Origin of the sequence: Sphingomonas sp. DC5200-1 (assembly GCF_049897245.1) — a bacterium.
Classification (GTDB): domain Bacteria; phylum Pseudomonadota; class Alphaproteobacteria; order Sphingomonadales; family Sphingomonadaceae; genus Sphingomonas; species Sphingomonas aquatilis.
On the sequence record NZ_JAFCVW010000005.1, the window covers coordinates 488,260 to 507,194 of the forward strand.

Below are 18,935 nucleotides of genomic sequence, written 5' to 3' on the forward strand. Positions count from 1 at the left end.
GTTTTCCACCATCGGATAGAAAATGCCGAAAATCCCCCGGCGACGTTCGTCTACCCAGTGAATGAGAATGATGCGCAATAGCATTCTTTCTCTTCTTGACATGGGGGGACGACGTGAAGAACGGATATTCGGGGTTCCGGGGCGGTATGCCGCGGTACAAGAACATGGGTCTGGCGATGCTGCTGACGGCCTCGTCTCTGGCGGGCCTCATGGCGCCGACGAGCGCATACGCCCAGCAGGCCGATGTCAGCGTCAGCATTCCGGCCCAGCCGCTGGGCGATGCGCTGGCGCAGTTTGCGCAACAGGCCAAGATACAGCTCAGCCTCGACGCGACGCTGGTGGCGGGCAAGCGCTCGCCGGGGGTGTCGGGGCGGATGGACCGGGCGCGGGCGCTCGACCGGTTGCTGGCGGGCAGCGGCCTCGACTGGCGTCTCGTCGACGGGGTGCTGACGGTACGGCAGGCATCCGCGCGCGCTGCGGCCGAGGTGCAGGCAGCGCCGCTTGTTACCGACGCCTTGCAGGTGGACGGTAACGAAACCCCACGCGATGTCGCGGAGGCACGCGCCCAGCGCGGCCATGACACGGTATTCGACGCCGATTATTCCAGCGGGTACAAGGACCGTGCCGAGATCGAGCGCTACAAGGGCGTCACGACGTCGGACCTGCTGACCGGCATGGTCAACGTCCTGAGCGGCGATGCGCGCAACAGCGGCGCGCTCGATCCCAGCATTCGCGGCATTCAGGGGCCGGGGCGCGTGCCCGTGGTGATCGACGGGACCGAACAGGCGCTGACCGTCTGGCGCGGCTATAATGGCGCGAGCAACCGGGCCTATGTCGACCCCAACCTGATTTCGGGCCTCCAGGTGCTGCGCGGGCCGACCGACAAGGGCAATATCCGTAGTTCGACCGGCGGTGCGGTCGTCATCAACACGCTGGACGCCGACGACGTGCTGCGGCCCGGGCGCACCTTCGGCCTCGACCTGCGGTTGGAGGGGGGCGATAACTCGACCGATCCGCGCCTGCCGACGCTGCTGACGGGGCGCGACTATCGCACCGTGCCCGGCTTTCCTCAGACGTCGCCCAGCTTCGCGATCAAAGATCCCTATCTGCGGATCGTGCCGCGGACCGGATCGGATAACCATTTCCTGTCGTTCGGTGACCGTGCCGTGCGTGTCGCCGGCGCGGTGCGGATCGAGGGGCTGGACCTCTTTGCGGCCTATGCCTTTCGCGAGCGGGGCAATTACTTCTCCGGCACGACCGGGGCGGATTATTACGAGCAGTCGAGCCTGCCGTCCCGGAACCTGAACCGTATCCGCCGGATGGCGCTAGGTTTCGCGCCCGGCAACGAAGTGCCCAACACCTCCAGCGATCTGGAGTCGGTGCTGCTGAAGGCCACCTGGCACATCGCCGACGACCAGTATCTACTGGTCAGCCTGCGCGACAGCGTCACCCGCTATGGCGAGATCATGCCGTCGCGCATCCCGATCGACACGGGCAATGTCCAATGGCCGCTCAGCAAGGTCCATGCCCGCGCCTATAATGCGGAATATAAGTGGCAGCCGGACAGTCGCTGGATCGACCTGAAGGCCAATCTCTGGGCCACCGACACAAGGAGCGACACCTATAATTCCGGCGGGATGCCCAATTTCGCGACCTTTGACGATCCGATCATCATCGACAATGCCCGCGCCAATGCGATGAACGATCGCTACGGTTTCAACGCCAGCAACACCCTGCGCCTCGGCACGAAGCTCGATCTGACGCTCAGCGGCAACTGGCAGCATGAGAAATTGGCGTCGCGTGACATCTACAATGCGGCGAACTTCCAGGGCTGGCGGCAATTCCCGCGCGCCGGGCGGCGTGAGGAGTTCCTGGTCCGGCTGGACGGGGAGTGGCGGCCCGCGAGTTTCCTAAAGCTGAACGCCGGGCTGAGCTATGCCGGATATTGGGCGGTGGACGATTTCGCGCGCGACCAGATCGCCAAGGGGAATCCGAACCTGAAATCTGTCCTCTACAAAGGCTACGAGTCGTCGTTCAAAGTCCGGGGCATTGGGGAGGCGTTCTTCCGGCGATACTACACGCAGAGCTTGTTTGCAGGCTTCGCTGCTGCGGAGGTTGAAGAATTTATCGCGAGGGCTCTGCCGAAATATCTGGCAAACCCTTATTCGATCACGTTCAATCAAGCTGGCCCGGTCTGGGCACCCGACGCGCAGGGGCGTTACAATCGGGCAGACAATCCCTGCCTGAACGGGACAATGAACAGCATACCGGGCGCTACGACCTGCAATCTCATTGGTATTACAACGTCCGTTCCGATCGCGGCGCCGCGTCGTTCGGCCCACAACTGGGCGCCGAGCCTTTCGGCCACCGTCTATGCCGACGATCATACCCGCGCCTATGCCCGCTATATCGAGACGTGGCGCTTCCCAAGCATGTTCGAAAGCACGCTGGGCTTTTCGGCGTCGTTCAACCCAGCATCACCACTGCGGCCTGAACACGCCAAGCTTTACGAGGTCGGTCTGGTCCGCGATCTGCGCAGTCTGTTGCGGCTGAACCGGGAGGATCAGCGCGCCGACGTCAAGCTGACCTTCTATCGTAACCACATCACCGATGTGGTCGAGCGATCGACCAATCTTCAGTTCAGCAATATCCAGGAACAGACGATCGCCGGAATCGAGGCGGAGGCGCGGATCGACACCGGCGGATTCTACACGCAGTTTGGCGCGGCCTTCATGACGACAAATCGGGTCTGTGACGCAAGCGTCGCTGCTATCGCCGACCGAAAGAACGGCAGCATTCCCGATTGCGTAAAATATGGCTTCCCGGATGGCTTCCTGCTGACGCAGGCGACGCCCGAAGAGACGGTCAACTGGACGATCGGCGGGCGCTTCTTCGAGAAGCGGCTCGAGATCGGCGGACGGCTGACCTATTACAGCCGCTACGACAATCCGCTGTTCCAGAGGATCGCCGACCTTCCGCGCGAGCAGCAGCTCGACGTCTATTCGCTCAACGTGCCGTTCAGCTGGGGCGAGATCGTCACCGCCGACGCCTATGTCCGATACCGGCTGAACGACCGTTTCTCGGCCGAGCTGGTCGGGACCAACCTCAACGATCGTTATTATGCGGACCCGCTGACCCGTTCGATGATGCCCGCCCCTGGGCGCACCGTCCGGCTGAGCCTGACGGGCCGCTTCTGACGATCCCGCCATTCGACCCCGCCGTCCATGTCCTTCCTGAAAGCCGGACAGTCACGGCGGGGCCGGATCGATGCGCCCGAAGCGATCGGGCGCACACAACCGCAGGAGTAATAGCATGACCTCCATCACAATGAAGACCATCGTTCTTGCTGGGCTCGCCACGGTCTTGGCCGCTGGTTCGGCGCAGGCCCAATTCGCGGGTGGTTCCAGCGACACTGACAAGGTGACCGTGGGCGAAAGCGACGTGCAGGGCGGCCCCCATGAGGCGGGGCGTGCCGGTATCGCCGTACCGGGAACCGACGGACGCCGCGTCGATTTCCAAGGTCTCAGCCTCTATGCCGCGCCCGACTTAAACGGCGTGCGCCACCTGAACATGGCGACCAGCGATACTGCCGATCACAGCAGCTATGGTGACTTCCGCTTTGCCCGCGTCGGCTCTGCCGATCTGTGGTTCGGCGAATGGTCTCAGACCGGCAATGCCTCGGCTGGCGATCACACCGTCTATTATGTCGGAGACACCAGTGGCACGACGGTTCCGACCAGCGGCACCGCGACCTATTCGGTCAAGGGCATCAGCGACTATGCCAACAAGGGCGTGCTGACCGGCACACTGACCGCCAATTTCGCGTCGGGTTCGTCGGGCACGCTGCGCGGTAGCCTGTCCAACGCCTCGACCGGGGCGGGCGTCAATATCGGTACGGCGTGGATCTACGGGGCCAAGTTCGCGGGCGATAATGCCGTTGCCACCGAGTCGGGTGCCACCGTCGCGTCGAGCGGCGCGGTGAGCGGTCGCTTCTTCGGCGCCAGTGCCGCGGCGCTGGCCGGTACCGTCAAGTTCGACGGTGCGCGTCAGCACGATACCGCCTTCGGCGGCACGAAGAACTGACGCGAAGGGCTGGGGCTCCCGTCTCTCCCTTGCGGGAGCCCCGGCTTCGTGCCGATCCGATGCGCCACGCCGTCTTCCCCTATCTCCTGACGCTCGCCACGCTGTGGCTGGCCGCGCCCGCTTCCGGCCAGAGTGCCCGGAGCGAGGATAACCGCCTGCGTCTCGATCCCGGCATCGATCGCCGGACCACGCCCCAGGACCGCGAGGCGATCGAGGGGGGCAGTTCGCCGGATCGCATCACCATAGATGGCCAAGTCTATTCGGTCGGCCATAACCCGGACGATCTGGGCCGGGCGCTGTACCTGTCGGTAGCGCGCAAGAATTGGGCGGATGTCCGCCGTTTCCTGCCACCGTATCTGGCGCTGGCCCGCCATGACCCGATGCTGGTCGCCTGGGCGCGCGGTGGCCTCGCGCGCAGCGACGGGCGGCTGGGCGAGGCCGAGCGCCAGTACCGCGCCCTGCTGGCGATCCAGCCCGACTTCCTGCCGGGGCGGCTGGAGCTTGGCCGCGTACTGTTCGAGAACCGCAAGGACCGGGAGGCCCGCCGCCTGTTCCGCGCGATCCGCGACGAACTGGCGGGGCAGGGCGAGCAGGCCGCCGGGGTTCGCCGGACGGTCGACACCTTCCTAGCCGCGCTCGACCGGCGGGGTGGCTGGCAGGGCATGATCGCGGCGGGGCCGGGCTATAGCAGCAATCTCAACCAGACGTCCGCCAGCCAGACCTGCCTGCTGGTCGGGGTGGACGGCACCTGCCTGATCGACCGCACGCTGCCACCGGCGATCGCCTCCGTCGGCCTCAATGTCGAGGGGAGCATCAGTCGCCGGTTCGCGCTGAAGGGGCAGGGCGGGCTGTTGGCCAGGGCCTTCGTCTATGGCGATCTCTGGCCTGGGCATGGGGCATTCGATCAAGCGACGTTGACCGCGCAGATCGGCTTTGATCATCAGACCGCCCGGCGGAGCCTGACCCTGTCGCCGACCATCGACCTGACGAGCCTGGGTGGTCGGCTGCTCTATGCCGCGCCCGGCCTTCGCGCCGAGGCGATGGTCACCCCGTCGCCCGACACCGCCCTGCGGCTGGAGGTCGCGCGCCGAGTCTTCGATTATCGGCGGAGCTTCGACGATCTCGACGGAGCATTGACCGAGGCGTCCCTGACCGGCTGGTGGTCGCGCCCGCGCGGCTGGACGCTGTTCGCCGGTATCGAGGCGGGCGACAAGCAGGCGGGGGAGCGCGCCAATGCCTATCGCCATGTCGGGGCGCGACTGGGGGTGATGCACGGCTTTGCCGACTGGGCCGAACTGACGCTGATCGGGTCGGTGCGGCAGCGCGATTACGGGGCCTATAGCGAATTGCTGGAGGCCGTCCGCCACGACCGAGAGGCGAACCTGACCGCCGTCCTCCGCCTACCCAAGCTGCGTCTCGCCGGGCTGACGCCCAACATCCTTCTCCAGCACAATCGGGTGAAGAGCAATGTCGACTGGCTCTATTCCTTTCATCGCACCGCCGCGAGCATCAGGTTGGAACATGCCTTCTGAGGCCGGGCCCAGCGGCTATCGCCAGCCAGTGCAGGCGCGGGCGTTCGGAACCGGGGCGATGGTGGCCACCGGGCTGCTGGGGATCGTGTTGCTCAGCATCCGGGTAACCGCGCCGCCGACCCCGGTAGCCGACGCCGGGTCGATGGCGGTGTTCGTCGCGGAGGCGATCCCGCTCGATCGGCCGGTGCTCGATCCATCAGAGCCGCCGCCTGCGCCGCCGCCGCCCGATGCCACGCCACCCCGTCCGACGGCGGCACTCCCGTCCACCATGGATCCGGCGGTATCCGTGATCGCCGCCCCGTCATCGGTCGGACCGCCCTCCGCCGCGCCGCTGGCTCAGCCGGCGGATGCGGTTGCGCTGCCTTCCTCGCCCTCATCCGGGACGAAGCCGGTCGAAAGCCCTGCGACGACCGCCCCGGCCGCTTCGGCAGCAGCAGCAGCAGCGGACTGGCGGGCACGGCTCCTCGGCCATCTCAAACATTATCGTCGCTATCCGCGCCAGGCGGAGGCCGCGCGGCAACAGGGCGTCGCCCGCATCGCCATCACCCTGCACCGTTCGGGCGAGGTGATCGCCGTCGAACTCGTCCATGGCAGCGGCTACCCGCTGCTCGACATGGAGGCGCGGACCACGGTGCGCCGTGCCGCGCCCTTGCCCGCGGTCGACGACGCCGTTCCCGGCGATCCGGTCACCGTCGAGGTGCCGATCGAATTCGCCCTGCACCGCTGACCCTTTCCCGTTCTTCCAGGAGTATCGCCATGACCCCGATCGCGTCCCCATCCCAGCCGAGCGCCCCGATGGCCGCGCCCGCCCGGCCGATATCCCGTTCGCAGCGGTTGATGCAGGCCACGCGGAGTGCGCATGACGGGCTGGACAACCGGATCATATCGGCCGAGCCCTTTCAGGACCGCGATCATTATGTCCGGCTTTTGGAGATGCAGTATCGCTTTCATCGCGCCATCGAGGGGCTCTACTCGCGGTCACTGCCGCTCCCGGCGACGCTGGACCTGCCCGCCCGGCGGCGGCTGGACCGCGTGCGACAGGATCTGGAGGATCTGGGTCGGTCGCCGCCGGAGAATGAAGGGGCTCGGCCGTTCCACACCGCCCGGGTCGACGCCGCCACGGCGATCGGCTGGCTGTGGGTCGCCGAGGGATCGACGCTCGGTGCGGCATCGCTGTTGAAGCGCGCGGCGGCCCTGGGGCTCGACGAGACGTTCGGCGCGCGTCACCTGGCCGGGCACCCGGACGGGCGCGCAAAGGCCTGGAAGCACTTCACGGCGGCGGTCGATGCGCTGGACCTGGATCAGGTCGATGACGCGCTGATGCTGGGCGGCGCGCGCGACGCCTTCCTCTATGCGCGGAGACTGGCGGATGCCAGCTTTGCGTGATGGGGGCCGAGTGAGGCGGGCGATCCGGTTCGGCTGGCTGGCGCTGGGGGTATTCTGCGTCGGGTTGGGGATCGTCGGCGCGTTGCTGCCGCTGATGCCGACCACGATCTTCCTGATCCTGGCGGCGGCATGCTTTGCCCGTTCCTCGCCCCGGCTGAAGGCGTGGCTGCTCAATCATCCGCGCTTCGGCCCGACCTTGCGCGCGTGGCGGCGTGACGGCGCCATGAGCCGCCGGGCCAAGGGGCTGGCCTGTGGCGGCATGGCGTCGGGCTATGCGATCTTCGTCGCGGTCGCGCATCCAACCGTCAGCGTGCTGTCCGTCGTAGCGCTCATCATGTCGGGCTGCGCCGTTTACATTTGTACCCGGCCGGGGACGTCGTCTCGATAACGCGGCTTAGACGGTGCGTGTGTAGCTTTCGTCCGTCGTCGGGTTGTTGTGCTCGAGCGATCAGCCACGCTCTCGCATTCGGACGCTGTTCAGGCTCGTCCTTTACCCGCTCGCCAGCGAGCTCTTCCGCGACGGCCGCAGCGGGCCGCAGGCATCATAGATCGCGGCGTTGACGTCCCAAGTGGACACGGGCCAAGATTGACTATCGGGCCAGCAAAACCGCGGCGGACCTGTGGTTGCCGATGGTGCCGGATTTGCTCGCTGCCATCGCCGCGACACCGAACATCGGCCTGACGAGCTATCTGGTCAACGATTACGGGCAGCCGTTCACCGTGGCCGGGCAGGGCAACAATATGCGCTAGTGGTGCGACGAGGCAGTCTTACCGCAATGCACGGCGTATGGCCTGCGAAAAGCCATTGCCCGGCACATGGTCGCGATCGAAGCTACGCAGTAGCGATGAAGGCGGTGGGTGGCTGGAAAGGGCACGCGGAAGTTGTAACTTACGCGGCGGATGCAGCCCAGGCATAGCGTGCCCAAGCAGCGATCGACAAGTTCGTCAGCCAATTTTCGGACGAGCGCGGGTCACGACTTTGCCTAACCGCCTTGCCTACCGTTTGTCCAACCCATCCCGAATCGCGCATTTGCGCCATTCCAGCGACCGGCTGGTGACCCCTACGGGAGGCGTTGATCCAGCAGGAAAGCACGTATTTCTGCGGTTCTCGTGGGTCGCTTGCCCATCGGTTTGTACACACGGCCTGTACCCGCGTGCATGACGATATGAGCCCGCTATTTGCCATCCGTTAAGGAGAAGCTGGTGGATTGCGGCCCGTCCGCTTTCGGGCGTCCATCGTGACAAACCGGACGTTCGTTCAGGCGGCAGGGCAGGGGGTGAAAGCCCGCTGATGGTGAATTGCGGTCTGTCCGCTATTCGAAGGCGCTTGCCGTGATCAGCTGTTCGTTCAGGTAGGGGTGCGACAGCACGCGCCGAGCGTTTTCGGCGCCAACTTCTCTACCATTCACCAAACGCGAGCCGGCGACGGTGCGATAGAGAGCCACCGCGTCCTCGATGCGGCGAAACCGAGCGCCTGCCGCTGCGGCACGGGTGTAGAAATCCCAGTCATTACAATTGTGAAAGCTCGGGTCGAAGCCGCCAACCGCGAAAACGGTGGCGCGGCGCACGATCGACCACGACGGCCCGATCACTCCACCGTGGATGAGCGCGCCGCGGATCGCGTCGCCCCACCAGCCGCACTCGGGCTCACCGGGTGGCGCGTCGCCTTCTACACGGCGGAAGTGTCCGCACACGATGTCGCTATTCTCGGTCGCCTGCAGCAAAGCGCGGGCTGCACCCGGCAGCCAAACGTCGTCGCTGTCGAGGAACGCGATCCACGGCGACATGGCCAGCGCCGCACCGACGTTGCGCGCGTGGGAGGCGCCGCCGTTGCGCGGCAGCGTCGCCGCGATCATGCGCTGGCCGTGACGCACTTCCAGCGAGCGGATCACCGCCGCGCTCGCGTCGCGCGAGCCATCGTCCACCACGATTACGCGCGCGGGTGCGTGATCCTGCTCCAGCACGCTCTCCACGGCGTCGGCAACGACGTGCGCGCGATCGTGGCAGGGAATGACGACGTCGTAGGCGGGCAGCGGCTGAGCCACTGCGAACAGGTCGGCGATGTTGTGCACCATATCATATTACGGGAAAGCCGCGCCGAGGCAAGGACAGTGGCTCCTCGCTTCGCCGCCGCTTGCCCGCTTACCGCCGCCCTAGATCCACCTTTGCGCCGGCGTAGAAGAAGCGTCCGATCGGCGAGATCGGCACGTTGGTCTCGAACCCGATGTCGGGGAGCTGGTTGGTCAGGTTGTTGACGCCGACGTAGAACGCGAAGTTGTCACGCGTGCGCAGCTGCACCTGGAGGTCATGCTGCCACAACGCCTTGAAGCGGAAGTAGCGCGGATCGACGAAGTCGGGATTGCCATCGGTCGCAACCCGGTCGAACCGGCGTACCGCATCCTGCCAACGCAAATTGTAGCTGACGGTGACGTCGTCGAGCGACCATGTCGGCGAGAAGGTCGCGTTCCACTGCGGTCGAAAGGGGCGGTCGAGGTTGTTGGTCACGTCCGCGCCCGGCGTCGCGATCTGCTCTAGCCGGTTGACGTAGCCGCCGACCAGCCGCAGGTCGAACCGCCCCGCGCTGGCGGTCTTGACGACGTAGCTCACGTTCAGCTCCGCGCCCGCGGTACGGAACGCGGCGACGTTCTCCGGCTGGACGACGAAGCTGCTGATATAGCCGGAGCCCGGCTGCCGTGTCTGCGAGGCGCAGAAGACGTTGGCGATCGTCGGCTGGTCGACGCACAGATTGGCTATGTCGGTCGCGCTCGCCAGGCTGATCGCATTGCGCAGGCGGATGTCGTACCAATCGAGCCCGATCTGCAACCCCGGCACGAAGCTGGGGCGGAACACGACTCCGGCGGTCCATGTGCGCGCGGTTTCCTCCCGCAGGTTAGGATTGCCGCGCTGGACGCCGGGGCGATAGATGCTGGCGAACGGATCGGCGGCGGCAGTGAAGGTCGCCGCGTTGCCCCCCGCGGCGCTGATCAACGCCTGGCAGTTGGCGGCGCGATATTGCGTGCCGTTGCCGCGGTTCGTCAGATAGCACGGATCGCTGACGAAATCGCCCGATCCGGTCGCCGCCTGGAAAAGTTCGCCGATGTTCGGTGCGCGGACCGACTGGCCGTAGGAGCCACGGAAGGTGATGTCCGCGACTGGCGACCAGATTGCGTTAAACTGATACGCGTTGGTGCTGCCGACCGTCGAGTAATTGGAATAACGTCCCGCCGCGCCGACCGACAGCAGGTTCGCGAACGGCCTGTCCTTCAGCAGCGGCAGGTTTACCTCGCCGAACGTCTCCCACACGTCGAAATTCCCGCTGGTCGGCGTCGGGATGATATATTCGTCATACTCGTAGAAGATGTTGTCGAGCAGCGCCTGCGACGGGCGGAAGCGGCTGCTCTCGCGGCGGTATTCGCCGCCGACCGCGAATTCGATCACGCCGCCGGGGAGCGAGAAGAACTGACCGAAGTCGCCGGACAGCGACCCGCTCACCACATGCTGCTCGATCCGCGCGTCGCTGACAGGATCGAACAGGAAGTAATCGAATGCCGCGGGGTTGGCGGTGTCGGCGCCGAACGGGTTGATCGGCAGGCAGCCCGCGCTGCGCGCCGCGGCCGAGCGGCACTGGGGACCGTTCGGGCCACTGACGGCGTCGAGCGCGTCGGCGAACCGCTGTCCTAGCCGGTCGTTCAGCTTGGTCGCGCGCAGGTCGGTGCGGCCGTATGTGTAGTAAATGTCGTAGCTGGCATGCTCGCTCACCGCGCCGGTCGCGTCCACCACGCCGCGCCACGTGCGGCGGCGGTCCTCCTCGCCGCGGCGTGGCAGGTCGAAGTTGTTGCGGTTGATATCGATCGTCGTTTGCCCAGCCGTGATCGCTGCGTTGCGGATCGTCGCGGGGATGAACGGATTGTCGAGCGTGAACGGCTGGTAGAAGTTGCCCGAGTTGTACGTGCCGCTGTACGAGCCGAGCGTGCGCGTCGTCGTCTGGACGAACTTGCCCTCTAGCGTCAGCTTGAACGCGTCTGAGGCGTCGAAATGGGTCAGCAGGTTGAACGCGTGCCGCTCGCTCGCCGACAGAATATCGCCGATATAGCCCGCCACCGGCGTATCGTCGCCGCCGGCGGTGAAGTAGCTGGACCCGATCGGCGTCCCGCGCGTGTAGAGCGCGCCGTCGCCGCGATAGCGCACCCCGGCGATGTCGACGTAGCCAAAGGTCGAGCTGTCGCCGTAGCGGATGTCGCGCACCGGTTCCTGCTCATACCGACCGCCCGCGGTGACGAAGTTGAAGCGGTTCGCGCTTCGCAGATAATCGCGGTCGTCGTTGGCGAGCGGATCCTGCGCATAATATTCAAACGCGAGCGTCAAATTCGCGCGCCCGTCGGCGAAATTGCGCCCGACGATCGCGGAGGCGAAGCGGTTGCCTGCGTCGCCCTGCTCCGAGATGCCCGCCTGTCCGCGCATCGCAAGGCCGTCATAATCACGTTTCAGCACGAAATTGACCACGCCCGACACGCCGTCGGCGCCGTACACCGCGCTCGCCGCACCGGTCAGCACGTCGACGCGCTCGATCAGGTCGGTCGGGATCGCGTTAATGTCGACCGCGGCGGTGTTGATCTGGCCGGACACGTGGCGGCGGCCGTTCACCAGCACGAGAGTACGGTTCGGCCCCAGCCCGCGCAGGTCGAGCAGGTTGAGGCCGGCATCGCCGATGGCGCCGTCGGCCTGCGCGTTGCCCGCGGTACGCGTGCTGTCGCGCGAGTTGGTGAGTGCGGGGACGCGCTGCAGGAAATCGGTGACGTTGGTCTGCCCAGACTGCTGGATCTTGGCGGCATCGAACGAGACGATTGGGTTCGGCGCCTCGTAATCGGGACGGCGGATGCGCGATCCGGTGACCACGATGTCGCCGCCGTCACCCGCCGCCGCAGCCGGTGCGGCGGGCGCATTCGCCGCATTCTGCGGCACAGTTGCGATGTCCTGCGCGTGCGCTGCGGCGGATAGCAGCAGCGCGGCCGCGGCCGCTCCCGCAAGCAGGCGCGGACGGCGGATCGTGGTGGATGTCGGCATGCTTCCCCCTGAGGAATTTTTTCGTTCTCCGCCGCGCGGCCGTTTCCCCCGGTACGCGACGCCTTGGCGCGAAGTGCATGGCATGCCGCGGCGGCGACGCCTATGCTAAAATGCTTCAACGGCAACGACATGGCCGGTACGATGAGGGTGGCGCCAGCCGGCGCTCCCTGCCATTATGCCCGCGTGGCGAGGATGACGACGGATGCGCGGATCGGGCGCCGAGGATTCGTCGTCGGATCGGTCGCCGTGCTCGCCACCGCCGGCTGCGCTGCGCACCCGGCCGATCTCTCGTTCTGGGCGATGAGCTATCAGGGCGATTATGCACCGTTCCTGATGACGGAGTTCACCGCCGCAACCGGGCTGACGGTCGACGTCCAGTCGCTACCCTGGACCGCGAGCCACGAGAAGCTGCTCACCGCTTTCGCGGGCGATGCGCTGCCCGACGTCCTGATGCTTCCCAACGGCTGGGTCGACGAGTTTGCGATGATCGGCGCGATCCGGCCCCTGCCGTCGCGCGCGATGCTCGACGGGGTCTTTCCCGGCGCGGTGCCGGACACGCGAACCCCGCATGCGGTGCCGTGGTCGGTCGCGCCGAGGGTGCAATTCTTCCGCCGCGACCTGCTCGCCGCCGCGGGCTGGGATGCGCCGGCCCGCGACTGGGACGGGTGGCGCCGGATGGCAACGGCGCTCAAGCGGCGGCGCCCCGATGATTACGTTTTCCTGTTCCTGCTCAACTGGCCCGACGACCTGCTGACGATGTTCACGCAAGTCGGCGGGCGCGTGCTGCGCGAACGCGACACGCGCGGCAATTTCGCGACGCCCGAGGGGCGCTTCGCACTCGCCTATTACGTGTCGTTGTTCGACGACGGCTTCGCACCCGTCGTTGCCTCCACCGAGGTGCAGGACCAGTTCGCCGCCTTCGCGCAAGGACAGTTCGCGATCTGGAACAGCGGGCCGACGACGTTGCTCGATATGCGTCGACGCAGTGCCGAGCTGCCGCAGGATCGCTGGGGGACCGCGCGGATCGCGGGCCCCGGCGGGCCGGGTGCGATCTCGACCCGCGACGTGTCCCTGTGCGTGTCGACACGCAGCCGCCGTCCCGGTGATGCGTGGGCGCTGCTGCGCCACTGCACCGCGCCCGCGAGCGAGCAGCGCTTCGCCGGGTTGATCGGCAGTTTGCCGGCGCGCGAGGCAGCGTGGTCGGGAATGCCGTTCCCTACTGACGTGATCGCGCCCTTCGCGGCGCAGGCGCGCGCGGTGGCCGACAGCCCGTCGATCCCCGAATGGGAGCAGATCCGCGAGCAGGTGGCGCTCTATGCCGAGCGTGCGATCCGAGGTTTGCTGAGCGTGGAGGAAACATTGGTGGCGCTCGACGCCCGCGCCGATGCGATCCTGGCCAAGCGGCGCGCGCTGGTGCAGGCGGGCAAGCTGACGTGAGCGTGGGACGCGCCCATACTCAGGCGGTTACCGCCTGGTTGTTCACCGCGCCGGTTCTCGCGATCGTCGCGCTTGTGTTCCTGCTGCCCACTGCGCTCGCACTCGCGCTAGGCGTCACAGATTACTCGATTTACGCGCTGGCGAGCTGGAACAACCTGACGTTCGTGGGCGCTGGCAATTTCGCCCGACTGCTGTCCACGCCCCTGTTCTGGCGCGCGCTCGCTAACACCGTGCTGTTCACCGCGTTAGGCGTCCCGATGGCGATCGGCGCGTCGCTGTTCGCCGCGCTGTTGCTGAACGACGCAACGGTACGATGGAAGCCGATCTGGCGGGTTGCCTTGTTCGCGCCCTACGTCACCAGCGTCGTCGCGACCGCGGTGGTCTGGCGATTCGTGCTCGGTACCCGCTTCGGGCTTCTTAATCGCGCGTTGGAGCTCGTCGGACTGCCCGCGGTCGACTGGCTCGGCAACCCGCACGCCTCGATCCCCGCGATCCTGATCTTCGTCACGTGGAAGATCTTCGGCTACAACATGATCGTGCTCACCGCCGCCTTGTCGGCGGTGCCGCAGGATCTGATGGAGGCGGCGCGGCTCGACGGCGCGACGCGTTGGGAACGTTTTCGCCACGTGACGTTGCCTGCGATCGGCCCGACGCTGCTTCTCGCCGCCGTAATGAGCGTGTCGGGTTTTCTGCAATTGTTCGCCGAACCGTACGTGATGACGCTCGGCGGGCCGGCGCAGAGCACGGTGACAGTGCTATACTTCATGTTCGACGAAGGCTTCAAATGGTGGAACCTGGGGCAGGCAAGCGCGGTCGCGCTGATTCTGTGCGTTCTGACATTATGTGTCACCTGGGTGCAGACCCGCGTAGGGCGACGGTACGAGTGGTTGTGACCGCGATAGGGCGCGTGAGCGCGGGTCGCACCCGTCGCCGCCTGCGCGCGGTGCTCGCCAACGCGGCGGTCGCGCTACTGACGCTGGTCACGCTGCTGCCGCTCGCATGGATGGTGACGGTGTCGTTCATGCCGCGCGGAGAATCGAGCCACTCGCCTTCACCGTTTTGGCCCAGCCGCTGGTCGTGGGAGAATTATTACGAGTTGCTGGTCCGGCGAGAGATCGACGGCGCGTGGTTCGATTATCGCATCGTCCCCGCGCTATGGAACAGCCTGACCGTTGCCGCGCTCGCGACGCTGTTTGGGCTGCTGCTCACCGTTCCCGCAGGCTATGCGCTGGCGAAGCTCCACTTCACCGGACGGGCGCGCGTGCTAAAGTTGCTGATCGCCAGCCTCGTCATTCCCGGGCAGGTCGCGATGCTGCCGTTGTTCCTCTTGATGAAGGAAGTGGGGCTGGTGAACAGCTATGCTGGGCTGATCCTGCCGAGCCTGGCAGGAATCTTCGCCATTCTGTTCGTGCGCCAGGCGACTCTTGGAATTCCCGACGAGATGCTCGACGCCGCGCGGCTGGACGGCGCGAGCGAGGGGCGCATCTTCATCTCGATCGTGCTGCCGTTGCTGGCGCCGATCACGGTCACGCTCGCGCTCTTCATGTTTCTGGGCGCGTGGAATGACTTCCTATGGCCGCTGATCATCCTGACCGACCAGCACCGCTACACGCTTCCCGTCGCGGTCGCTGCGATCGCACGCGAGCACTCGGGCGACGGCGAGCTTATGATGGCGGCGGCCGTGGTGACGACGCTGCCCGTGCTAATGATCTTCCTTGCGCTGCAGCGCTACTACATGACCGGTCTGCTCGGCGGCAGCGTGAAGGGCTGAGCCACCCGCGCGAGGGCCGCGCCGTCGTCGCCGAACAGGTGCACGCGCGTCGGCTCCGCGCCGAACCGCAAGGTCTCGCCCAGCATAACCCGTCGGTCGCCGGGTAGCTGCGCCACCACCGTCCCGCTCGATCCGCGCGCACCCAGGTGGACGAACGACAGCGGTCCCAGCCGTTCAAACAGTTCGACCGGGCCTGCGAACACGCCGTCGTCCCGCGGCAGCAGGTGCTCGGGACGCACTCCTAATGTTACCGAGGTTCCGGGCTCCGCGCGTACCGCGGCGCGCACCTCCGCACCTCCTTCCAGCTGTACCGTCGTACCGTCCGCGTCCGTATCCGTCACGCGGCCGGCGAGCAGGTTCATTCCCGGCGACCCGATCGCGCGCGCCACCGCCAGGCTGGCTGGTGCATCGTAGAGATCGAGCGGTGGACCCACCTGTTCGACGCGCCCCGCGTTCATCACCACGATCCGGTTGGCGAGCGTCATTGCCTCCAGCTGGTCGTGCGTGACGTAGATCATCGTCGCCTGCAATTGCGCGTGCAGGCGCGCGAATTCGTGCCGCATCCGCACACGCAGCTCGGCGTCGAGGTTCGACAGCGGCTCATCGAGCAACAGCACGCGCGGGCGTCGGACGATCGCGCGCGCGATCGACACGCGCTGGCGTTGCCCCCCCGACAAGGCGCGCGGGCGGCGCGAGAGCAGGGGGGTGAGCTCCAGTGCTTTGGCAACTTCGTTTACCCGCGCCGCGATCTCGGCGCGCGGTCGCTTCGCGACCTTGAGCGGAAAGGCGATGTTCTCGGCGACCGTCAGATGCGGGTAAAGCGCGTAGGACTGGAAAACCATTGCGAGGCCGCGGTCCGCGGGGACCACATGGGTCACGTCGCGCCCGTCGATCGTGATGCGCCCCGAACTTGGCTCCTCCAGCCCAGCGATCAGGCGCAGTAGCGTCGACTTCCCGCATCCGGACGCACCAACGATGACGACAAATTCGCCGTCCTCGATGCTCAGGCTGGTCGGTTGCAACGCGGTGACCGCGCCGAAGCGCTTGGCCAGATCCTCTACCGTAACGCTGGCCACCTGGTCCCCTTCCGGGTAACAGCATCGGCGCCTCAGCCTCTTTACGCAACCCCGACAGTCGGTTGCCAGCTATACACGCGAGTGCTGACCATGGATCAGCGTTCGGGCTGCCAGCCTCGAGCGCGAGCTAAGGGCTGTCAGGAGCTACAACTTTACCCCAATCTCTTTAGAGCCGTTAGGGCGACCCGCCTTACGGTCGGAGGTTGTTGGCCCGGTCATCATCAACAAGCTCGCAATTTTGGTGGGCAGCGAACGAGCCGCGAATGTCTGTATACGGGTCGACACGAACCTTACCAGTTATTGAAGGGGGCGGTGCTCCGCAAGTAAGTCGTGAGCGCCGCACAATGATCAGAACAGATAGCTTGCACCGACCGTGAAGTTGCGCGGCTGGCCGTAGCGATACTGACTAAACGATCCGACTTGGCTGAAGTAGGTCTTGTCGAGAACGTTCTCGACGTTGGCTTGCATATTGAGGTGGTCCGAGATCGCCAGACGAGCCATGAGATTGACCACCGCAAAGCCACCCTGCTCAAAGCGAAACGGAGTGGTCGATCCAGGTATTATACCGATAGAATAGGCCGCGCTGCGGTAGTTGACGCCTCCGCCGAACGTAAGACCGCCCAGTATCTTCGGTACGGTATAGGTCGTGAAGGCCTTCAAAAGCCGGCGGGGCTGATCGGTGTTGGCATCGACGTCTGCGGCATCGCGTGCGGTAAACTGGCTGTAGCCGACGTTGATGTTCCAGTTGGGCAGCGGGCTGCCTGTCGTCTCGACTTCGAAGCCCTTGCTGACAACCCCGTCCGCCGCTCGGTACGGCTGGAACGGCAAGCCGGTACCCGGCCGCGTGATCGGCGCGCCGTCTATCTGGGCCAGATTGTCCTGTTCGATCCGGAACAGGGCGACCGACGTCTGCAGGGCCTCGTTGAAGAAGGCGCTCTTCAGGCCGACCTCGTATGACTTGCCCCTGATCGGATCAAGCTGCACGAAGTTACGGTCCTGGGCGTTCTGCGGCAGGAAGATGGTCGTGTAGCTTGCGTAGAGGCGATGGTTTGCGGTGATGTCGGCAAGGACGCCTGCATACGGAATGAAGACGTTCTTATCCCCGTAGTTACGGTCCACGCCGTAGGCGCGGCCGCTCTGCCGGTAGGTCGCAAGTCGGCCACCGCCGATCACCTTCAGCCAGTCGGTCGGGTTGAGACGCAGGGCGCCGTAATAGCCGATCTGCCGGATGCGCTCCTCCTCGTTGACCACGCCCGTCTGCGAGAAGCCAGGAAATGCATAGGAGTTGGCATTCCAATTGATGAAGTCGCCAGCTGTCGGGAACAAGAAGTTGCCGAGCGGTGCCAGCTCGTTCAGCGGCGCATAGCTCACCGTCGTGCGGTTCAATTCGCTGTTGAGATAGCCAAGCACCAGATCGTGGTCACGGCCGAACAGCGACAGCTTGCCCTTCAGCTGCGCGTCGTAGCTGCTCTGGATGCTCTCGCCGTTGGCGGAATAGGGGTTGCTGCCCAATCCGAGACCCGTCGTGCGATCGACGTTGCCGTACAGGTATAGGATCTCGGTGAATTGCGTGTTGCGGAACCGGTTGTAGTTTCCAGTGAGGCTCCAGCCACGGCCGAAATCGTGACTTAGCGTTGCGAAGAAGTTCTGGTTGACCGTGGTCCATGTGGTCCAGGGTTGAGCGGTGCTCTTGGATCGATCCCAGCGCGCAATGGTACCATCGCTGTAGAAGGTCGGCAGGCTGCCCCAGAACGCCCCATGTGGTTCGTTGCGTTGATGGCTGAAGCCTATGCGCAGGAGCGTATCGTTGGTGACGTCCGCCTCGAGGACGCCGTAGAGGATGAGCTTCTTGTTGCTGTAGAAGTCGGTGAATGAATTGCCCTCCTCGTACCGACCGACGCCGCGTACGCGCAGGCGGCCGTCGGACGTGACCGCTCCGCCAAGATCGCCCGACAGCCGCCATGTGTCCCAGCTACCACCGGCCGCTTCGAGGTAGCCGCCCCATTCACGCTTGTCGGCATGCTTGCGCACAAGGTTGATGGAGGCGGACGGATCGCCGACACCGCTCAGCAGGCCGGTGGCACCGCGCACGATCTCGACGCGATCGTAGATGGACACGTCGGCGATCGTCTCGCCGCGATCGCCGCCCAGCGCCCAGGCGGTGGGCACGCCGTCGATCTGGGTGTTCCTGATCTCGAAGCCGCGCGCGAAGAACGAATTGCGCACGTCGTCGGTCTCGTTGACTGCGACGCCGACGCCGTTCTCGATCACATCCCGCACGCTGGTCAGGTTCTGGTCGATGATGCGCTGTGCCGTGACGACGCTGACCGACTGCGGTGTCTCGCGAACCGTCAGCCCAAGCCCCGTCGCCGTGTCGATGCGGTCAGGAACGGTATATCGGCCGCGAACGAGGATCTCCTTGCCATCATCACCCTGCACCGCCTCTTCGGCATCCTGCTCGCTGATATGGCCGGTCGTCTGCGCTTTTGCTGAGAGCGAGCACACCATGGAGGCGAGCGCGCAGGCGATCAGAAATGGTGTCTTGCGGCGCATGAGAGTCCCCAATTCGTGGTGCGGGCCGCTCAG

Annotated in this window: 13 protein-coding genes; 9 read left to right on the forward strand and 4 right to left on the reverse strand. The window is 65.7% G+C overall.

Going from position 1 to position 18,935, the window contains the following annotated elements:
• Nucleotides 1–113 precede the first annotated feature (113 nt).
• The 6 genes from ACP7A3_RS14025 to ACP7A3_RS14050 all read left to right on the forward strand — a co-directional run bounded on the left by ACP7A3_RS14025 (nucleotide 114) and on the right by ACP7A3_RS14050 (nucleotide 7,389).
• Nucleotides 114–3,197, forward strand: a complete 3,084-nt coding sequence (locus tag ACP7A3_RS14025; protein ID WP_426256017.1) for a TonB-dependent receptor domain-containing protein — start codon at nucleotides 114–116, stop codon at nucleotides 3,195–3,197.
• Between the two features lie 115 nt (nucleotides 3,198–3,312).
• Nucleotides 3,313–4,083, forward strand: coding sequence for a Slam-dependent surface lipoprotein (locus tag ACP7A3_RS14030; protein ID WP_426256018.1), 771 nt, complete (start codon nucleotides 3,313–3,315; stop codon nucleotides 4,081–4,083).
• A 59-nt stretch (nucleotides 4,084–4,142) separates the two neighbouring features.
• On the forward strand, nucleotides 4,143–5,615 hold the full coding sequence (locus ACP7A3_RS14035) for a surface lipoprotein assembly modifier (RefSeq protein WP_426256019.1): 1,473 nt from the start codon (nucleotides 4,143–4,145) through the stop codon (nucleotides 5,613–5,615).
• Nucleotides 5,605–6,342 (forward strand): energy transducer TonB, encoded by a 738-nt coding sequence (locus tag ACP7A3_RS14040; RefSeq protein WP_426256020.1) that lies wholly within the window; start codon nucleotides 5,605–5,607, stop codon nucleotides 6,340–6,342. The genes ACP7A3_RS14035 and ACP7A3_RS14040 overlap by 11 nt, the downstream gene beginning before the upstream one ends.
• A gap of 29 nt (nucleotides 6,343–6,371) precedes the next feature.
• A complete protein-coding gene (locus tag ACP7A3_RS14045) occupies nucleotides 6,372–7,001 on the forward strand; it encodes a biliverdin-producing heme oxygenase (RefSeq protein WP_426256021.1) in 630 nt (209 codons plus the stop codon).
• Entirely contained in the window at nucleotides 6,985–7,389 is a 405-nt protein-coding gene (locus ACP7A3_RS14050; protein ID WP_426256022.1) for a YbaN family protein, read from the forward strand. The genes ACP7A3_RS14045 and ACP7A3_RS14050 overlap by 17 nt, the downstream gene beginning before the upstream one ends.
• A 925-nt stretch (nucleotides 7,390–8,314) precedes the next feature.
• On the opposite strand, the gene ACP7A3_RS14055 is transcribed toward ACP7A3_RS14050, so the two are convergent.
• Nucleotides 8,315–9,076 (reverse strand): glycosyltransferase family 2 protein, encoded by a 762-nt coding sequence (locus tag ACP7A3_RS14055; RefSeq protein ID WP_426256023.1) that lies wholly within the window; start codon nucleotides 9,074–9,076, stop codon nucleotides 8,315–8,317.
• A gap of 67 nt (nucleotides 9,077–9,143) precedes the next feature.
• Nucleotides 9,144–12,065 (reverse strand): TonB-dependent receptor plug domain-containing protein, encoded by a 2,922-nt coding sequence (locus ACP7A3_RS14060; RefSeq protein WP_426256024.1) that lies wholly within the window; start codon nucleotides 12,063–12,065, stop codon nucleotides 9,144–9,146.
• 102 nt (nucleotides 12,066–12,167) lie between these two features.
• Between ACP7A3_RS14060 and ACP7A3_RS14065 the strand changes: the two genes are divergently transcribed.
• The 3 genes from ACP7A3_RS14065 to ACP7A3_RS14075 are packed head-to-tail and all read left to right on the forward strand — an operon-like array spanning nucleotide 12,168 to nucleotide 15,273.
• Nucleotides 12,168–13,502, forward strand: coding sequence for an extracellular solute-binding protein (locus tag ACP7A3_RS14065; RefSeq protein ID WP_426256025.1), 1,335 nt, complete (start codon nucleotides 12,168–12,170; stop codon nucleotides 13,500–13,502).
• Nucleotides 13,499–14,395, forward strand: coding sequence for a carbohydrate ABC transporter permease (locus ACP7A3_RS14070; protein WP_426256026.1), 897 nt, complete (start codon nucleotides 13,499–13,501; stop codon nucleotides 14,393–14,395). Before ACP7A3_RS14065 ends, ACP7A3_RS14070 begins: the two co-directional genes overlap by 4 nt.
• 14 nt (nucleotides 14,396–14,409) lie before the next feature.
• Nucleotides 14,410–15,273, forward strand: a complete 864-nt coding sequence (locus tag ACP7A3_RS14075) for a carbohydrate ABC transporter permease (RefSeq protein ID WP_294217190.1) — start codon at nucleotides 14,410–14,412, stop codon at nucleotides 15,271–15,273.
• Here ACP7A3_RS14075 and ACP7A3_RS14080 read toward each other — a convergent pair.
• Together ACP7A3_RS14080 and ACP7A3_RS14085 are read right to left on the reverse strand one after the other, a co-directional pair.
• The gene (locus ACP7A3_RS14080) at nucleotides 15,234–16,349 is read right to left on the reverse strand and encodes an ABC transporter ATP-binding protein (RefSeq protein ID WP_426256027.1); all 1,116 of its coding nucleotides are present in this window, start codon (nucleotides 16,347–16,349) and stop codon (nucleotides 15,234–15,236) included. The genes ACP7A3_RS14075 and ACP7A3_RS14080 overlap by 40 nt on opposite strands.
• 348 nt (nucleotides 16,350–16,697) lie before the next feature.
• Nucleotides 16,698–18,902, reverse strand: coding sequence for a TonB-dependent siderophore receptor (locus tag ACP7A3_RS14085; protein ID WP_426256028.1), 2,205 nt, complete (start codon nucleotides 18,900–18,902; stop codon nucleotides 16,698–16,700).
• Nucleotides 18,903–18,935 lie beyond the last annotated feature (33 nt).

Excerpts from the sequence above, each read along its gene's own strand:
- ACP7A3_RS14030 (WP_426256018.1), top strand. The coding sequence starts at position 3,313 with ATGACCTCCATCACAATGAAGACCATCGTTCTTGCTGGGCTCGCCACG.
- ACP7A3_RS14035 (WP_426256019.1), top strand. The coding sequence starts at position 4,143 with ATGCGCCACGCCGTCTTCCCCTATCTCCTGACGCTCGCCACGCTGTGG.
- ACP7A3_RS14040 (WP_426256020.1), top strand. The coding sequence starts at position 5,605 with ATGCCTTCTGAGGCCGGGCCCAGCGGCTATCGCCAGCCAGTGCAGGCG.
- ACP7A3_RS14045 (WP_426256021.1), top strand. The coding sequence starts at position 6,372 with ATGACCCCGATCGCGTCCCCATCCCAGCCGAGCGCCCCGATGGCCGCG.
- ACP7A3_RS14050 (WP_426256022.1), top strand. The coding sequence starts at position 6,985 with ATGCCAGCTTTGCGTGATGGGGGCCGAGTGAGGCGGGCGATCCGGTTC.
- ACP7A3_RS14055 (WP_426256023.1), bottom strand. The coding sequence starts at position 9,076 with ATGGTGCACAACATCGCCGACCTGTTCGCAGTGGCTCAGCCGCTGCCC.
- ACP7A3_RS14060 (WP_426256024.1), bottom strand. The coding sequence starts at position 12,065 with ATGCCGACATCCACCACGATCCGCCGTCCGCGCCTGCTTGCGGGAGCG.
- ACP7A3_RS14065 (WP_426256025.1), top strand. The coding sequence starts at position 12,168 with ATGCTAAAATGCTTCAACGGCAACGACATGGCCGGTACGATGAGGGTG.
- ACP7A3_RS14085 (WP_426256028.1), bottom strand. The coding sequence starts at position 18,902 with ATGCGCCGCAAGACACCATTTCTGATCGCCTGCGCGCTCGCCTCCATG.